The sequence below is a fragment of the Modestobacter sp. VKM Ac-2983 genome, from assembly GCF_026967885.1.
Classification (GTDB): Bacteria; Actinomycetota; Actinomycetes; order Mycobacteriales; family Geodermatophilaceae; genus Modestobacter.
Genome location: NZ_JAPVBK010000002.1, coordinates 686,342 through 703,114, shown reverse-complemented (window position 1 = coordinate 703,114; position 16,773 = coordinate 686,342). Strand labels below are relative to the sequence as shown.

At 74.7% G+C, this 16,773-nt stretch carries 13 protein-coding genes; all 13 read left to right on the top strand.

Translation table 11 applies throughout. From position 1 onward, the window contains the following. The first annotated feature begins 98 nt into the window (after positions 1–98). The 13 genes from O2W18_RS09745 to O2W18_RS09685 all read left to right on the top strand — a co-directional run bounded on the left by O2W18_RS09745 (position 99) and on the right by O2W18_RS09685 (position 16,720). Positions 99–1,124 carry a 3-oxoacyl-ACP synthase III gene (locus tag O2W18_RS09745; protein WP_269187333.1) on the top strand — a complete coding sequence of 342 codons (1,026 nt, stop codon included), beginning with the start codon at positions 99–101 and terminating at the stop codon, positions 1,122–1,124. After that, on the top strand, positions 1,121–3,682 hold the full coding sequence (locus O2W18_RS09740; RefSeq protein WP_269187332.1) for an alpha/beta fold hydrolase: 2,562 nt from the start codon (positions 1,121–1,123) through the stop codon (positions 3,680–3,682). The genes O2W18_RS09745 and O2W18_RS09740 overlap by 4 nt, the downstream gene beginning before the upstream one ends. Continuing rightward, a complete protein-coding gene (locus O2W18_RS09735; protein ID WP_269187331.1) occupies positions 3,679–4,647 on the top strand; it encodes an NAD-dependent epimerase/dehydratase family protein in 969 nt (322 codons plus the stop codon). Before O2W18_RS09740 ends, O2W18_RS09735 begins: the two co-directional genes overlap by 4 nt. A 7-nt stretch (positions 4,648–4,654) precedes the next feature. Next, positions 4,655–6,529: a hypothetical protein gene (locus tag O2W18_RS09730; protein WP_269187330.1), complete on the top strand. Its 1,875-nt coding sequence runs from the start codon at positions 4,655–4,657 to the stop codon at positions 6,527–6,529. Between the two features lie 150 nt (positions 6,530–6,679). Beyond that, positions 6,680–9,313 carry a nitrite reductase large subunit NirB gene (gene nirB, locus O2W18_RS09725; protein WP_269187329.1) on the top strand — a complete coding sequence of 878 codons (2,634 nt, stop codon included), beginning with the start codon at positions 6,680–6,682 and terminating at the stop codon, positions 9,311–9,313. Next, complete coding sequence (gene nirD / locus O2W18_RS09720) at positions 9,310–9,702, top strand: nitrite reductase small subunit NirD (protein ID WP_269187328.1); 393 nt, start codon at positions 9,310–9,312, stop codon at positions 9,700–9,702. The genes nirB and nirD overlap by 4 nt, the downstream gene beginning before the upstream one ends. Before the next feature lie 85 nt (positions 9,703–9,787). Beyond that, on the top strand, positions 9,788–10,351 hold the full coding sequence (locus O2W18_RS09715; RefSeq protein WP_269187327.1) for a dihydrofolate reductase family protein: 564 nt from the start codon (positions 9,788–9,790) through the stop codon (positions 10,349–10,351). Positions 10,352–10,392: 41 nt separating this feature from the next. Beyond that, positions 10,393–11,193: an IclR family transcriptional regulator gene (locus O2W18_RS09710; protein ID WP_269187326.1), complete on the top strand. Its 801-nt coding sequence runs from the start codon at positions 10,393–10,395 to the stop codon at positions 11,191–11,193. 73 nt (positions 11,194–11,266) lie between these two features. Next, positions 11,267–12,817 carry a histidine ammonia-lyase gene (hutH, locus tag O2W18_RS09705; protein WP_269187325.1) on the top strand — a complete coding sequence of 517 codons (1,551 nt, stop codon included), beginning with the start codon at positions 11,267–11,269 and terminating at the stop codon, positions 12,815–12,817. Between the two features lie 848 nt (positions 12,818–13,665). Continuing rightward, the gene (locus O2W18_RS09700; RefSeq protein WP_269187324.1) at positions 13,666–14,631 is read left to right on the top strand and encodes a diacylglycerol/lipid kinase family protein; all 966 of its coding nucleotides are present in this window, start codon (positions 13,666–13,668) and stop codon (positions 14,629–14,631) included. A 314-nt stretch (positions 14,632–14,945) separates the two neighbouring features. Then, positions 14,946–15,227 (top strand): helix-turn-helix transcriptional regulator, encoded by a 282-nt coding sequence (locus O2W18_RS09695; protein WP_269187323.1) that lies wholly within the window; start codon positions 14,946–14,948, stop codon positions 15,225–15,227. Continuing rightward, positions 15,224–15,784: a hypothetical protein gene (locus tag O2W18_RS09690; protein WP_269187322.1), complete on the top strand. Its 561-nt coding sequence runs from the start codon at positions 15,224–15,226 to the stop codon at positions 15,782–15,784. The genes O2W18_RS09695 and O2W18_RS09690 overlap by 4 nt, the downstream gene beginning before the upstream one ends. Before the next feature lie 159 nt (positions 15,785–15,943). Beyond that, complete coding sequence (locus O2W18_RS09685; RefSeq protein ID WP_269187321.1) at positions 15,944–16,720, top strand: class I SAM-dependent methyltransferase; 777 nt, start codon at positions 15,944–15,946, stop codon at positions 16,718–16,720. Positions 16,721–16,773 lie beyond the last annotated feature (53 nt).

Below are 16,773 nucleotides of genomic sequence, written 5' to 3'. Positions count from 1 at the left end.
ACCCGACGGCATACCGGTGTCCTCGTCGGGTAGTGCCCAACGGAACGCCGGCGACACACATGGAAGAGTCGGCCCTTCTCGAGGACTGGACCCCGCCCATGAGTGGAAACGCCACGCACCGCTTCAGCAACACCAGCATCCTGACCGTGCAGACGGCCGATGCCTCCCAGGTCGTCACCTCCGACGCCATCGACGAGCGGCTCGCCGACACCTACAAGCGGGTCGGGCTTCGCCCTGGCCTGCTCGAACGGCTGGCCGGCATCCGCGAGCGCCGGTGGTGGGAGGACGGCGTCACCTTCACCGACGGCGCCGCCATGGCCGGCGCCAAGGCGATCAGCGAGAGCGGCGTCGACCCGGCCGGCATCGGTCTGATGATCAACACCTCGGTCAGCCGCAAGCACCTGGAGCCCTCGACGGCCGTCGCCGTCCACCACGCGCTCGGGCTCCCCCGCTCGGCGCAGAACTTCGACGTCACCAACGCCTGCCTCGGCTTCGTCAACGGCATGGAGCTGGCTGCGGCGATGATCGACTCCGGCATGATCGAGCACGCCGTGATCGTCAACGGCGAGGACGCCCAGACGGTGCAGGACCGGACCATCGACCGGCTCAACCAGCCCGGCACCACCGCCCGGGACGTGATCGCCCAGTTCGCGACGCTGACCCTGGGCTCCGGGGCCGTCGCGATGGTCCTCGGCCGGTCCGACCAGCACCCGGAGGGCCACCGGCTGGTCGGTTCGGTCAGCCGGGCCGGCACCGAGCACCACGACCTGTGCGTCGGTGACAACGACGAGATGCGCACCGACCTGAAGGGCCTGCTGGAAGCCGGCCTGGACCTGTCGATGGACATGTGGGAGGAGGCCGCCGCGGACTTCGACTGGCAGCGCGGGATGGACCGCTACGTGATCCACCAGGTGTCCAAGGTGCACACCGCTGCCATGTGCGAGCGCTTCGGCATCGACGAGTCACGGGTGCCGAAGACCTTCCCGACCCGCGGCAACCTGGGTCCGGCCTCGGTGCCCTACACCCTGGCCAGCGCGCAGCACGAGCTGGTCGACGGCGACCGGGTCCTGCTGATGGGCATCGGCTCGGGCCTCAACGCCTCCTGCCTCGAGATCGCCTGGTGAGCGTGCCGACCGACCTCCCCGCCGACCTGCCCGGGCTCGACCCGGCCTGGTCCCGCCGGCTCACCGTCGCCGACGCCACCGGCACGAAGCACGAGTGGCACCTGCTGGACAACGGCGTCCCCGACCCCGTGGGGACGTTGCTCTGCGTGCACGGCAACCCGACCTGGTCCTACCTCTGGCGGCGGCTGGTCGCCGCCGCCCCGCCCGGGTGGCGGGTGATCGCCCCCGACCAGCTGGGCATGGGCTTCTCGGAGCGGCTCCCCGGGCCACGGCCGCTGGAGCAGCGGGTCGCCGACCTCGGTGACCTGACCGCCGCGCTGGGGGTCACCGGCCCGGTGATCACCGTCGGGCACGACTGGGGCGGGGTCATCTCGCTGGGCTGGGCGCTGGCCCACCAGGAACAGCTGCGGGGCGTCGTCCTGGGCAACACCGCCGTCTCCATGCCCGAGGGCGACCTCGGCCCGGCGGTGATCCGGCTGGCGCACGCCCCCGGGGTCCGCTCGGTGGCCACGGTCGGCACGCCGCTGTTCGTCCGGGCGACGACGGCGCTGTCCTCCCCGCGGCTGCCGGCCGACGTCCGGGACGCCTTCGCCGCGCCCTACCGGACGGCGGCCCGCCGGCGATCCGTCGGGGACTTCGTCGCCGACATCCCGTTCTCCCCCGGCCACCCCTCCCGGGCCGCGCAGGAGGCGATCGCCGAGGGCATCCGTTCCCTCGACGTCCCGGCGCTGCTGCTCTGGGGCCCTCGCGACCCGGTCTTCGGCGAGCGTTACCTGGCCGACCTGCGCGAGCGGCTCCCCCAGGCGCAGCTGCACCGCTACGAGGGCGCCTCGCACCTGCTCCCCGAGGACGCCCCGCAGTACGCCGACGCCGTCGCCCAGTGGGTCACCGACCTGGCCACCGGGCGGCCCCCCAGGGACCGGCCGCGGAGCACGGGCGCCCAGCAGCGTGGCCTCGGCTCGGCGCTGGCCGACCGGGCCGGTGACCACTCCCCCGCCGTGGTGGAGGTCGGCGGGGCCACGGTGAGCTGGGCGCAGCTGCACCGCCGGGTCGAGCACCTGGCCGCCGGGCTGACCGCCGCCGGGATCGGACCCGGGCAGCGGGTCGCGCTGCTCCTCGAGCCCTCGGTGGACCTCACCGCCGCGGTCTACGCCGTCTGGCGGGCCGGCGCGGTCATCGTCGTGGCCGACAAGGGCCTGGGCCTGCGCGGGATGCGCCGGGCGCTGCACAGCGCCCGGGTCGACGCGGTCGTCGGCGGCGCCCCCGGGCTGGCGGCCGCCCGCGCGATGCGCCTGACCGCCACCCGGATCGCGGCCACCACGCTGCCCGCGGCCGCGGCCCGCGCCCTGGGGGTGGCGCACACGCTGCCGGAGCTGGAACGTGCGGGCAGCACCGCGCCCGCACCGCCGGAGACCGACCTGGACACCGACTGCGCCGTCCTGTTCACCTCCGGCGCCACCGGTCCGGCCAAGGGCGTCGTCTACACCCTGCGCCAGGCGATGGCCCAGCTGGACCTGGTCGGTGCGACCTACGGGCTGACCCCCGACGACCGGCTGGTCGCCGGGTTCGCGCCGTTCGCCCTCTTCGGCCCGGCCCTCGGCATCGGCTCCGCGGTGCCCGACGTCGACGTGACCGCACCCGGGTCGCTGACCGCCGCCGCGCTCGCCGACGCCGCGGCCGCGATCGACGGGACGGTCGTGTTCGCCTCACCGGCCGCGCTGCGCCGGGTCGTCGCCACCGCCGGTGAGCTGACCGGGCCGCAGCGGACCGCGCTGGGCCGGGTGCGCCTGCTCATGTCGGCCGGGGCACCGGTGCCGCTGCCGCTGCTCCGGGAGCTGCGCCAGGTGCTGCCCGCGGCCGCCGCGCACACCCCGTACGGGATGACCGAGGCGCTGCCGGTCACCGACGTCTGCGCGACCGAGATCGAGGCCGCCGGGCCCGGGAACGGGGTCTGCGTCGGCCGTCCGCTGCCCGGCGTCGAGGTGCGGGTCAGCCCCCTCTCCACCACCGGGGCGGCCGACGGCGAGCTCACCGACACCGTCGGCACGACCGGCGAGATCGCCGTCCGGGCCGCCCACGTCAAGGACCGCTACGACGCCCTGTGGGCCACCGAGCGCGCCGCGTCCCGCGACCCGGGCTGGCACCGGACCGGCGACGTCGGGCACCTGGACGCCGAGGGCCGGCTGTGGGTCGAGGGCCGGCTGCCGCACGCGGTCACCACCGCTGCCGGGGTGGTGACGCCGGTCGGCGTCGAGCAGCGGGTGGAGCTGCTCGACACGGTCTCCTCCGCCGCCGTGGTCGGCGTGGGACCGGCCGGCGCCCAGGTCGTGGTGGTCGTCGTCGTCCCGGCCGACGGCGTGCGCCGCCGGGCCGGGTTCGAGCTCGCCGGCCCCGCCCTGGCCGACGCCGTCCGCGCGGCCGCCGGCACCGAGGTCGCCGCCGTCCTGGTCACCGGCCGGCTGCCGGTCGACATCCGGCACCAGTCGAAGATCGACCGGCGGGAGGTGGCCCGGCAGGCGACCCGCACGCTCGCCGGTGCGCGGGCGCGCACCCGATGAGGGTGCTGGTCACCGGAGCCAGCGGCATGCTCGGCCGGGCCACGGTGCAGGGCCTGCTGGGCCGGGGCGACGAGGTGACCGTGCTGCAACGCCGGCCGGCCGGGCTGCCCTGCCGGGAGGTGCGCGGGGACGTCGCCGACCCGGCCGTGGTGGCCCGCGCGGTGGCGGGGCAGGACGCCGTGGTGCACCTGGCCGCCAAGGTCGACGTCACCGGCCGGTGGGCGGAGTACGCGCGGGCGAACATCGAGGGCACCCGCACCGTGGTCGGCGCCTGCCGGCAGGCGGGGGTGGGCCGGCTGGTGCACGTCTCCTCGCCGTCGGTGGCGCACGGCGGCTCGGCACTGGTCGGGGTGGGCGCGCAATCGGCCGACCCGGCGCGGGCCCGCGGCAACTACTCCCGCTCCAAGGCCGTCGCCGAGCAGCTGGCACTGGCGGCGGACGACGCCGCCCTCGCCGTCCTCGTCGTGCGGCCGCACCTGGTCTGGGGGCCCGGGGACACCCAGCTGGTCGAGCGGATCGTCGAGCGGGCCCGGGCCGGGCGGCTGCCGGTGATCGGCTCGGGCGCCGCGTTGATCGACACCACCTACGTGGACAACGCCGCCGACGCGCTGCTGGCCGCCGTCGACGCCTGCGGGCCGGTGCACGGGGAGGCGCTGGTGGTCTCCAACGGCGAGCCCCGGCCGGTCGCCGAGGTCATCGACCGGTTGTGCCGCGCCGCCGGGGTCCCCGGACCGAGCCGCCGGGTGCCGTTCGGAGCGGCCTGGATCGCCGGGGGTCTCGTCGAGGCGTTCTGGGCCGCGACCCAGCGCCGGAGCACTCCCCCCCTGACCCGGTTCCTCGCCGAGCAGTTGGCGACCGCGCACTGGTTCGACCAGCGCCGCACCCGGGAGGCGCTGCGCTGGACGCCTCGGGTCTCGCTGGACGACGGCTTCGCCCGGCTCACCCAGGCCTACGCGGCGGCCTGAGCCCGGGATGCGCACGGTGCAGGACGGCGGGGCAGGCGAGGATGCGGCCTTCGCGCGGTTCGTGGCCGAGCGCCGCCCGGCTCTGCTGCGGACCGCACTGTTGCTGACCGGGAACCGGTCCACCGCCGAGGAGCTGGTGCAGCGGGCGCTGACCCGCACCCGGCGCGGCTGGCCCACGGACGATCCGCTGGCCACCGCCCGCCGGGCCCTGGCCACCGGCGCCACCGGCCGGGGCCCGCGCGCCGAGCAGGTCATCGAGCAGCTGCCCGATCCGCTCGCCCCGGCGGTGGACGACGAGCTGGCCCGGGCGCTGCGCGAGCTCCCTCCGCGCACCCGGGCCGCCACGGTCTTCCACATCGTCGAAGGCCTGGACGCGGATGCGGTCGCCGCGCTGCTCGGCCGCCCGGTGACGGAGGTCGAGGCGGCGGCCGCCGCGGGCGCCGTACAGCTGCAGCCGGCCGCGCGTCCGGACCCCTTCCGGCGCGAGCAGCCGACGACGGACGACCAGCGGCTGCGCGACGGGCTGGGCCGGCTGGCCGGGGCCCCGGGCCGGTGGCGGCTGGACGCCGAGCAGGCCGTCGCCGACGTCGGGCACCGCCGGACCGGGCGGCGGCGACGGGTGCTCGCCGCGGCGGTTGCCGCCCTGGTCCTCACCGGCGCGGTCGGCACGCTGACCCGGCCGGCGCCGGAGCCCCTCGCGGCGGCGTCCCCGGCCACCCCCGCCGTGGACGCCGGGCCGTCCGTCCGCGCCGCCCCCGTGCTGACCGGTCCGACCCGCGGCTCCCTCGCCGACGACCCCGGCTTCCTCGCCGCCGTGCAGCAGGCCGACTGGGGTGGGCTGGTGGCGCCGCCGGTCCCCGACCGGACGGTCGTCTTCGCCGGCGACACCCCCTCGGGGCGGGCAGCGCTCGTCGTCGGCACGGTCGACGAGGACTTCCGCGGCACCTGGCTGATCGGGCCGGCCGGGGCCCCGGCGGAGGCTCTCGTGCCGCACCTGCCACCAGGGCTGGCCCGCAGCCGGCCGGTCACCCTGCTGCTGGGCGGGCCGGGCCCGGCGTCGCTGGTGGTGGTCGCCGGACGGGGCGACACGATCGAGGTCTCCGACCGGCTGATGGTCGGCCCCCGCGGCACCGTCGCCCGCAGCTACACGCCGGTCGACGCAGCCGGGGGTGTGGCCGTCGTCCCGGCCACCACCACCGAGGACGGCCCGGCGCTGAGCGTCCGGGTCACCCGGGAGGGGCGACTGGTGCACCGGTCGGCGGTCGACTGGCCCGGCGACCGGCCGGGCCGGACCACCCCGCTCCCCGTGCTCGACGCGGTGCGCCCGACCCTCCAGGAGCCCGACGAGCGGGTGGTCGCCGCCGCGCTGGTCGGCCTGGCGGTGCCGCTGGGGGTCGAGCCCGCCGGGCTGCAGCCGGAGCTGCTGTGGTCGGGCGCCCTGCCGCTGCGCCGGGGGCCGGGCACCGTCGCCGTCGTCGTCGGCCGCAGCCCCGGCGGGGCGCTGGTCGTCACCACCTGGGCCGGGGGCGGTGGCGGGGCCGTCGCCTGCGGCACCGTCACCCCGGCCGGAAGCACCCCGGTGGCGTCCCTGACCGTGGCCCGGACGTGCACGGTCGACCTGCCGGGGCTCGGGCAGTCCGGGGACGGCAGCTGGCTGGTCGTCACCGCGCCACCGGAGGCGACCGCCGTCGAGGTGCTCGGCGCCACCGGCCGGACGCTGGCCCGGCTGCCGCTGACCGGGGGCGGCACGGTCGTCGCGCTCCCCGAAGGCGCCCGGGACGTGCGGACCCTGGACGCCGCGGGCCGGCCGCTGAGGCAGGTCCCGGTGGCGCCGATGGCCGGTGAGCCGTTCGGCGACTTCGGGTCCGGGCCGCCGGGCTGAGCGGCTCACGCCGGCACCGTCGGCACTGTGCGTTCGACCTTCCCGCTCCGTAACGCGTAGCGACGGCGGAGGAAACACCGCGTACATAACTTCGCTCGGCAGTGGGCCGCCGTCCCGCCGCACCGCCGTCGTCGAAGGAGCACCTTGCGCATGAGCACCCCCGCACCTCGTCAGCTCGTCGTCGTCGGCGGCGGGATGGTCGCCCACCGGCTGGTCGAGGCGCTCGTCGACCGCGGTGGGGTGGCCGACGGGGGCTGGCAGGTGACCGTGCTGGCCGAGGAGCCGCGCGCCCCCTACGACCGGGTCGCCCTGACCTCCTACTTCTCCGGCCGGGACCCACAGGACCTGGCCCTCGGCGACCCGGGCCTCTGGGACACCCCGGGGGTGCAGCTGCGCCGCGGCGAGCGGGTGACCGAGGTCGACCGCGCCGCCCGGGTGGTGCGGACGGCGGGCGGACGGGAGCACGGCTACGACGCGCTCGTGCTCGCCACCGGCTCCGCGCCGTTCGTCCCCCCGGTCGAGGGGAAGGACCTCCCCGGCTGCTTCGTCTACCGCACGATCGACGACGTCGCCGCGCTCCGCCAGTACGTGTCCGAGGTCGACACCCGGCGGCAGGAGGACGTCAGCCCCCGCCCGGTCACCGGCGCCGTCGTCGGCGGTGGGCTGCTCGGGCTGGAGGCCGCCGGCGCGCTGACCGCCCTGGGCGTGCAGACCCATGTGGTCGAGTTCGCCCCCCGGCTGATGCCGCTGCAGGTCGACGAGGGCGGCGGCGAGGCGCTGCAGCGGCTGGTCGGCGCGCTCGGCGTCCAGGTGCACGCCGGCACGGCGACGGCCAAGCTGACCGCGGGCCGGGACGGCCGGGTCGCCCGGATGCACGCCGCCGAGGGGTCCGCGGCGGGGCTGACCCACCTGGACGTCGACGTCGTCGTGTTCGCCGCGGGTGTGCGCCCGCGCGACGAGCTGGCCCGGGCCTGCGAGCTCCCGGTCGGCCCGCGCGGCGGCGTGGTCGTCGACCCCAGCTGCCGCACCGAGGACCCGGCCGTCTGGGCGATCGGCGAGGTCGCCTGCCTGGACGGGCGCACCTGGGGCCTGGTGGCGCCCGGCTACACGATGGCCGAGATCGTCGCCGACCAGCTGCTCGGCGGCGCCGCGGAGTTCCCCGGCGCGGACCTGTCGACCAAGCTGAAGCTGCTCGGGGTGGACGTCGCCAGCTTCGGCGACGCGTTCGGCAGCTCACCCGGCGCGCTGTCGGTCGTCTACGGCGACCCGGTCGCCGGGGTCTACAAGAAACTGGTCCTCTCCGACGACGCGCGCACGCTGCTCGGCGGCATCCTGGTCGGCGACGCGAGCGCCTACGCCGGGCTGCGGCCACTCGTCGGCCGCGAGCTCGGCGGCGACCCGGCCGCCTGGCTGCTGCCCGAGGGCGCCGAGGGTGGGCCCGCCTCGGCCGAGCTGCCCGACGACGCCGCCGTCTGCTCGTGCAACAACGTCACCGCCGGGTCGATCCGCGACGCCGTCCGCTGCGACGGGTGCACCGACCTGGGCGCGGTGAAGGCGTGCACCAAGGCCGGCACGAGCTGCGGCTCCTGCCTGCCGCTGGTGAAGAAGCTGGTGACCACCGAGCTGGCGGCCGCCGGGGTCACGGTCAGCTCGGCGCTGTGCGAGCACTTCGACGTCAGCCGGGCGCAGCTGTTCGACGTCGTCCGGGTCACCGGGATCACCAGCTTCAGCGAGCTGGTCGACCGGCACGGCCGCGGCCGCGGCTGCGACATCTGCAAGCCGGTGGTCGCCTCCATCCTGGCCAGCCTGGACTCCGGGCACGTGCTGGACGGCGAGCGGGCGACGCTGCAGGACACCAACGACCACGTGATGGCCAACATCCAGAAGGACGGCACCTACTCGGTGGTGCCGCGCATCCCCGGCGGGGAGGTGACGCCGGAGGGGCTGATCGCGATCGGTGAGGTGGCCCGCGACTTCGGCCTCTACACCAAGATCACCGGCGGTCAGCGGATCGACCTGTTCGGCGCCCGGATGGAGCTGCTGCCCGCGATCTGGGAGCGGCTGGTGGCCGCCGGCTTCGAGTCCGGGCACGCCTACGGCAAGTCGCTGCGCACGGTGAAGTCCTGCGTGGGCTCGACCTGGTGCCGGTACGGCGTGCAGGACTCGGTGGCCCTGGCGATCGCCCTGGAGCTCCGCTACCGCGGGCTGCGCTCACCGCACAAGATCAAGCTCGGGGTGTCCGGCTGCGCGCGGGAGTGCGCCGAGGCACGCGGCAAGGACGTCGGGGTCATCGCCACCGACAACGGCTGGAACCTCTACGTCGGCGGCAACGGCGGCTTCACCCCGCGGCACGCGAAGCTGCTGGCCGAGGACCTGGACACCGAGACGCTGGTGCGCACCATCGACCGCTTCCTCGTCTACTACGTGCGCACCGCCGACCGGCTGCAGCGCACCGCGCCGTGGCTGGAGGAGATCGAGGGCGGGCTGGAGCACGTGCGCGCCGTCGTCCTGGACGACAGCCTGGGCATCGCCGCCGACCTGGACGCGGCGATGGCCGACCACGTCGAGGGCTACACCGACGAGTGGCGCGCCACCCTGGAAGACCCGGAGAAGCTGCGCCGGTTCGCCTCCTTCGTCAACGCCCCCGACTCCCCCGACCCGTCGCTGTCCTACGTCGTGGAGCGGGGGCAGCCCCGGCCGAGCACCGCGGCGGAACGGACGGCCGGCGAGGCCGCCGGCGCCGTCCTGGTGGCCGGCCCCCGACTGGAGGTGTTCTCCCGATGACCGCGACCCTGCCCCCCGACACCGCAGTCCCGGTCCAGCCCGGCTGGACCACCGTCTGCCGGTACGCCGACCTGCAGCCCGAGCGTGGCGTGGCCGCCCTGGTCGGTGACCAGCAGATCGCGGTGTTCCGGCTCTTCGACGGCACGCTGCACGCCGTCGGGCACCGCGACCCGGTGAGCGGTGCGCACGTGATCGCCCGGGGCATCGTCGGCACCCGCGGCGAGGCACCGACGGTCGCCTCTCCGATGTACAAGCAGGTGTTCGACCTGCGCACCGGGGTCTGCCTGGAAGCACCGGCCGACGCCGCCCTGCGGCTGCCGGTCCACCCGGTGCGCCTGCGCGACGGCTGGGTGGAGATCGGCGCGGCCGAGGAGCAGCCGGGCGGCTGAGCCGCGGTTTGCCCGGGACCGATGAGTGCGGCTCCGCACGACGGTCCTGTCTCCGGGGAGACAGGCGACCGGGACGGAGAACACCATGCGCAGAGTCGTGGCCCAGATGGCGGTGTCGCTCGACGGGTACTTCGAGGGCCCGGACGGTGACATCGGCTGGCACCACGTCGACGAGGAGCTGCACGACCACTTCAACCAGCAGCTCGCGACGATGAGCGCCTTCCTCTTCGGCCGGGTGACCTACGAGCTGATGGAGCGGTACTGGCCGGCGGCGGACCAGGACCCCGACAGCTCGCCCACCGAGGCGGAGTTCGCCGGCATCTGGCGGGAGATGCCCAAGGTGGTCTACTCGAGCAGCCTCGCCGCGCCAGGGCCGAAGGCAACCCTGGTGCGCCACGTCATGCACGACGAGGTGCGGGCACTCCAGGCGCAGCCCGGGGGCGACATGGTCCTGCGCGGAGCGCTGTTGGGCGCGGCATTCCGGCAGCACGACCTCATCGACGAGTACCGGCTCTACGTGAACCCCGTCCTGCTGGGGGCCGGGCGCCTGCTCTTCGGTCCTGGCGAGAAGCCCATGGACCTGCGCCTGGTCGAGACCCGCGCCTTCGGCAACGGCGTCGTCCTGCTGCGGCACGAACGGCCCCACTGACCGCGGGGAGCGCGGGGTCGATCGCGCCGTAGGCTCCCCCGGTGCCAGAGCCGGCCCCCTCATCCCGGACGCCGCGGGGCGGGGTGCCGGCCGCCCGGCAGGCGCTGGCGCTCCTCCAGGCGCTGGCCCGCTCCCCCGGCGCCGTCCCCGCGGCAGCGCTGGCCCGCGACCTCGGGTTGCCGCGGTCGACGACGTACCACCTGCTCGCCGAGCTGGTCGACGCCGGCTTCGTCGTGCACCTGCCCGAGGAACGCCGCTACGGGCTGGGCGTGAGCGCCTTCGAGATCGGCAGCGCCTACTCCCGCCAGGAGCCGCTGGCCCGGCTGGCCCGCCCGGTGCTGGCCCGGCTGGTCGACGCGGTCGGCCACTCCGCGCACCTGGCGGTGCTGCACGGCCGGGAGGTGCTCTACGTCGTCGAGCAGCGGGCCCCGGGCCGGCCGCCGCTGGTGACCGACGTGGGCGTCCGGCTGCCGGCCCAGCTGACCGCCAGCGGCCGGGCCCTGCTGGCCGGGCTGCCGCCGGCCCAGGTGCGGGCGCTGTTCCCCGACGCGACCGCGTTCGTCGACCGGCACGACCTGGGTCCCCGACGGCTCTCGGAGCTGCGCCGGCTGCTGGGTGCGGTCCGCCGGGCCGGGTACGCCGACGAGGACGGCGAGGTCACCCCGGGCTTCGCCTCGGTCGCCGCGGCGGTGCACGACCACGCCGGCCGGCCGGCGGCCGCGGTGGCGGTCACCTTCCCCACCGAGGACGTCGATGTCTCGGGCCGGACGGAGCTGGCGCAGCGGGTGGCCCGGGCGGCCGGTGAGCTGACCCGCCGGATCAACGGCCGTCGCCCCGGCTGAAACGTCTGGGATACCGGACAGCACCCGGCTCAGGAGCCTGGATCCGCTGCCGCTGGCCAGGTCAGATGGAGCCATGAGCACAGCGGTGGACACAGAGCAGGTCGTCGTCGGCAGCGGACCGGTCACCCCGGAGGACGTCGTCCGGGTGGCCCGGGACGGCTACGGCGTGCGGCTGTCCGAGGAGGCGCTGGCCGGGATCGCCGCCACCCGCGAGGTCGTCGAGCGGTTGGCCGACGACGACCGCCCGCACTACGGCGTCTCCACCGGGTTCGGCGCGCTGGCCACCCGGCACATCCCGGTCGACCAGCGGGCCCAGCTGCAGCGCAGCCTGATCCGCTCGCACGCCGCCGGCTCCGGCCCGGAGGCGGAGCGCGAGGTGGTGCGGGCGCTGATGCTGCTGCGGCTGTCGACGCTGGCGACCGGGCGCACCGGCGTCCGGCCGGAGACGGCCCGCAGTTACGCGGCGATGCTGGACGCCGGGATCACCCCGACCGTGCACGAGTACGGCTCGCTCGGGTGCTCCGGGGACCTCGCGCCGCTGTCGTCGATCGCGCTCGCGCTGATGGGCGAGGGCACCGTCCGGGACGTCGCCGGGGTGCTGCGGCCGGCCGCCGAGGCGCTGGCCGACGTCGGGCTCGCCCCGGTGCAGTTGGCCGAGAAGGAGGGCTTGGCGCTGGTCAACGGCACCGACGGGATGCTCGGCATGCTGGTGCTCGCACTGGCCGACCTGCGCCGGCTGCTGAGCACCGCCGACGTCGCCGCGGCGATGAGCGTGGAGGCGCTGCTGGGCAGCGACGCGGTGTTCGCCGCCGACCTGCAGGGGCTGCGCCCGCACCCCGGGCAGGCCGACTCCGCGGCCAACCTGCGGGCGCTGCTGGCCGGCAGCGGCGTGATGGCGAGCCACCGCGGCCCGGAGTGCACCCGGGTGCAGGACGCCTACTCGCTGCGCTGCGCCCCGCAGGTCCACGGCGCCGCCCGGGACACCGCGGCACACGCCGCCACCGTGGCCGAGCGGGAGCTGGCCGCCGCGATCGACAACCCGGTGGTCACCGTGGACGGGCGGGTGGAGTCCAACGGCAACTTCCACGGCGCCCCGGTCGGCTACGTGCTGGACTTCCTGGCGATCGCTGTCGCCGACGTGGCCAGCATGAGCGAGCGGCGCACCGACCGGTTTCTCGATGCCTCCCGCAGCCACGGGCTCCCGCCCTTCCTGGCCCATGACGCCGGGGTCGACTCCGGCCACATGATCGCCCAGTACACCGCCGCGGGGATCGTCAGCGAGCTGAAGCGGCTCGCGGTGCCGGCCAGCGTCGACTCGATCCCCTCCTCGGCGATGCAGGAGGATCACGTCTCGATGGGCTGGCACGCCGCCCGCAAGCTGCGCCGGGCGCTGGACGGGCTGACCCGGGTGCTGGCCATCGAGGTGCTCACCGCAGCCCGGGCGCTGGACCTGCGCGCCCCGCTGCAGCCGGCCGCGGCCACGGGCGCGGTGCGGGACGCCGTCCGAGCTGCCGGGGTGCCCGGCCCCGGCCCCGACCGGCACCTGGCCCCGGAGATCGAGACCGCCGTCCAGCTGGTCGCCGACGGCGCCGTGCTCGCCGCCACCGGGCTGCCGCTGCGCTGAGCCGAGCCCCGATCGGTGAAGTGAGCTGGCCAGATCTCGTGATGCCCTGGAGCTGCGCACGGCAGCGGCTTCGATACAGCGCCACCGTGCCCACGACGGTTCCGACCGCGACCAAGCCGGACCCCCACCTGACGACGCTCCCGCCGGAGGCGACAGACATCAGCATGATCACGACACCAGCCAAGATGACGAGGAGGGCCGATCGCTTCTCACTGAGCGCCTGACCGCATCTGGAGGTAACTGGTGACCTGGTTTTGGTGGCTTCTCGGGCTGACCCTCGTTCTCGTGATGGTTGATCGGCTCGCAACCTCGGCGGAGGGACGCGGATGGCTCTACTGGCGCAATCGCAAGCCCTCCACAAGCGGAGGGTCCGGCATCTTGGGGGACCTCATGACTGCCTTGCAGCCGAGTCATCAGGTCATGCAGCAGGAACTAGAGCACCGAGACATTCTCAGGGACGACATCCAGTCCGACCAACACGGGACGCCACGCTCCTGGATCGACTTGAGTGACGGCAAGGCGTGGACAGCTCCGTACCGAGGCCAGTGACTATGGCGGGATCTGCTGGTTCGCCGCCCCCATCGACAGGGGACGTCATCTCAGGATCGTCGCCAACCCGCCTCGTCACCATCGCCTGACGGAATGGGCCTTGCCGGCGGGCGGTCAGCGCCGTCTCGATCCGCGGCCTTGTCGCCGCCCTGGCCAGGGGAGACCCAGAGAGTCTGGTGCTCGGGTTCGACCGATGGGTCCGGCACGGGGAGCCACGTAGCGGGAGACCCGCCAGGTGGGCATCGGCTGGCCGGCGGGGGTGAGGTCGTGCATCGTGGTCACCGTGTGCGGGGTCCTTCATGCCCATCGCCCGACTGGGTAGCCGCGATCTGCGGGGAACGGAGGCCTCTCCCGTGCAGCAACTGTTGGCCGTGGTGAATCGTGCCGCGGGAGACATGGATGACGATTCGGTGGAGTCGGCGTTGACCGCCCTCCGTGAGGGTGCCGACGTCACCGTGGCAGCGACCGCAGGCCCCGGGGAGCTGCTGCGGGCGGTGAGAGGTCGAGGTGACCGGCGGCTGGTCGTCATCGGTGGCGACGGGTCCGTCCATGCGGCGGTCACGGCACTGGACGCGGTGGAAGGCCTGGACGCGGATGCTCCCGTGGGGATCATCCCGCGGGGGACCGGCAACGACCTGGCCCAGGCGCTCGGGCTGCCGCTGGATCCGGCGGAGAGCGCCGCCGTCGTTCTGACGGGAGCTCCTCGCCCGCTGGACGTCGTGCGGGACGACGTCGGTGGCCTGGTCGTCAATGCCGTCCACCTTGGCGCCGGTGCTCGGGCGGGCGCGGAGGCGGCCCGGTTCAAGGACCGACTGGGGTCGGCGGCGTACCCGCTGGGCGCCGTCATCGCCGGCGTGACGACCGCTGGTTGGCACCTACGGGTCGAGGTCGACGGCCGGGGCGTCGTGCCCCACGCCGCGGGGTCGTCGCCCGATCGGACCACGGGCGTGCTGATGGTCGGCGTCTGCAACGGACCGACCGTCGGCGGGTCCACCCCCCTGGCCCCGGACGCGCTGGTGGACGACGGACTCCTCGATGTCGTCGTGTCCACCGCGACAGGTCCGCTGGCGCGGGCCACCTTCGCGGCGGCGCTGAACACCGGGCGGCACGTCGAACGCGACGACGTCCTCGTCGTGCGGGGGCGGGAGGTATCGGTGTCGGGCGACTCGGTCGACCTCGTCGCGGACGGCGAACTCGAGGAGGGAGTGGTCTGCCGGACGTGGCGGGTGGAACACCACGCCTGGTCGGTGCTCGTGCCACGCTGACGGGTCGGTACCCCGGACGGGATGCCGGTGTGGGACCGGTGATGGCTGTGTCCGTGCTCGGCCGGTCGGACACACCACGCCAGCGGACTCGACCTTCTCCGGCAAGGACCAGCCCTGCAGCACGCCGAGGCTCGCGCCGGCTTTCACTGACCGCGCCTGTCAAGGGTGACCGCAACGAGCACCACTCGTCGCCTCACTGCCGAGCCCTGATGCCAGGACACGGCGCGGCCGGATCGCCCGCTCGACCCACAGCTCCTGAACACCACTGTGTTGCATTCCTTGTCAGTGTGTTGCGAGTACGCAACACTAAAGTCGTGACAGACAAGGCCGCAGGTACCAGCAAGCAGCTGCACAACCGTCTTGCAGTACTGCGCGCCGAGCGGGGCATCACTCGTCGCCAGCTGGCCGAGGTGGTGGGCATCAACGTCCAGACCGTCGGCTTCCTCGAACGCGGCGACTACGGCCCCTCCGTGGAGCTCGCCCTACGCCTGGCCGACCACTTCGACCTACCTGTGGAAGCGATCTTCTCCCTGACCCCGTTCCCGCCCATGTCGGCACAGCTGTACGCCACCCCAACGACAGGAGCGTCCTCGTGAACGTCCCCGACACCAGCACCCAGCCCAGCAACGCACAGCGCCGTGCGCAGCTGCGCACGCAGATGGAAACGCGCATGCAAGAGCAGCGCCAGCGCCCCTTGCCCACCTGGCTTGCCAGCCGTAGCGGGCGGCGCACCCTGTCCCTGATCCCGGCCGCCACTTTCACCGTCGGCGTGCTCGCTGCCGCGGTCAGCGACACGATCCCCGGGGCGTTCCTCGGGCTGGCCGTGGCGATCCTCGGCACCACCGGGATCCTCTTGCTGCGCCGCGCGACCCGGATGCTCGACACCGCGCCCGAGAACCTGCTCGACGAGCGTGAGATCGGCGAACGCGACCAGGGCTACCGCCGCGGCTTCCAGCTCACGCTGACCTTGCTGGGAACGCTGATGCTCCTCGCGGCCCTCGACGCCTTCCTCGCCAAGACCGCCACCACTGAGCTCTTCGCCGGCGCCGGCTGGATCACGCTGACCATCGCCTCGTTCCTGACCGTCAGCATGCTGCCCTCGGCTGCCCTCGCGTGGAACTGGTCAGCTCCCGTGGACGATCTGGACGACTGAAGCTGTCCACCGCCGCGCACCCAAGACCCGCGTCTGGCAGATAAAGGACGTTCTCGGCCACCTCCTCTGCCCGGAGCTCCGGCGCCGGCCACGCTGGGCCGCTGATCGACGAGCTGTTCTGGATCAGTTGCCGTAGGTGGTGCTGTGATGGAGCCCGTGATGACCCGTGAGCGCCCGGCCGGTGACTTCGACTACGAGCGGCATGGCCAGGGCTACGCGGTCCTGCGCCAGACCGACCCGCGGATCGAGGCAAGGGTGCACGCGGCCCTCGGCGTCAGCCGGACGGTGCTCAACGTCGGCGCCGGGGCGGGGTCTTACGAGCCGACCGACCGGTACGTGCTGGCGGTCGAGCCGTCGGCGGCGATGCGGGCTCAGCGCCCTGCCACGGCAGCGCCGGCGGTCGACGCGGCGGCCGAGCGGCTGCCCTTCGACGACGACAGCTTCGACGCGGCCATGGCCACGGTGACCGTCCACCAGTGGAGCGACGTCGAGCAGGGTCTACGCGAGATGCGACGGGTCAGCCGTGGTCCGGTCGTCATCCTCACCATCGACGCCTCGGTGCTGCAGCACTTCTGGCTGGCCGACTACTTCCCCGAGGTCATCGCCCTCGACCAGACGCGGTTCCCCACGATCGAGCAGGTGACGGGCGCCCTTGCCCACGGCAGCGCCGAGGTGCGCGTCGACGTGGTGCCGGTTCCTGCTGACTGCGTCGACGGGTTCGGGGAGGCGTTCTACGCCCGCCCGGAGGCCTTCCTGCGCCCGGAAGTCCGTGCCGCTACCTCGGGCTTCGGTCTGACCGACCCGGCCGCCGTGCAGCGCGGCTTGGAGCGTCTTGAGGAGGACCTGGCCAGCGGGGCGTGGGGCCAGGCGCATGGCCACGTGCGCGAGCTGGCCGACTACGACGGCGCCCTGCGCCTTATCACCGCGACCCCCTGAACACATCACGACGCGGACCACGCCGTGCCCGCCAACGCTTCCTTCTGCGTCCA

Coding starts and splice junctions, on each gene's coding strand:
- O2W18_RS09715 (WP_269187327.1), top strand. CDS start 9,788: ATGCGCAGAGTCGTGGCCCAGATGGCGGTGTCGCTCGACGGGTACTTC.
- O2W18_RS09735 (WP_269187331.1), top strand. CDS start 3,679: ATGAGGGTGCTGGTCACCGGAGCCAGCGGCATGCTCGGCCGGGCCACG.
- O2W18_RS09700 (WP_269187324.1), top strand. CDS start 13,666: ATGCCCATCGCCCGACTGGGTAGCCGCGATCTGCGGGGAACGGAGGCC.
- O2W18_RS09730 (WP_269187330.1), top strand. CDS start 4,655: ATGCGCACGGTGCAGGACGGCGGGGCAGGCGAGGATGCGGCCTTCGCG.
- O2W18_RS09745 (WP_269187333.1), top strand. CDS start 99: ATGAGTGGAAACGCCACGCACCGCTTCAGCAACACCAGCATCCTGACC.
- nirB (WP_269187329.1), top strand. CDS start 6,680: ATGAGCACCCCCGCACCTCGTCAGCTCGTCGTCGTCGGCGGCGGGATG.
- O2W18_RS09685 (WP_269187321.1), top strand. CDS start 15,944: ATGACCCGTGAGCGCCCGGCCGGTGACTTCGACTACGAGCGGCATGGC.
- hutH (WP_269187325.1), top strand. CDS start 11,267: ATGAGCACAGCGGTGGACACAGAGCAGGTCGTCGTCGGCAGCGGACCG.
- nirD (WP_269187328.1), top strand. CDS start 9,310: ATGACCGCGACCCTGCCCCCCGACACCGCAGTCCCGGTCCAGCCCGGC.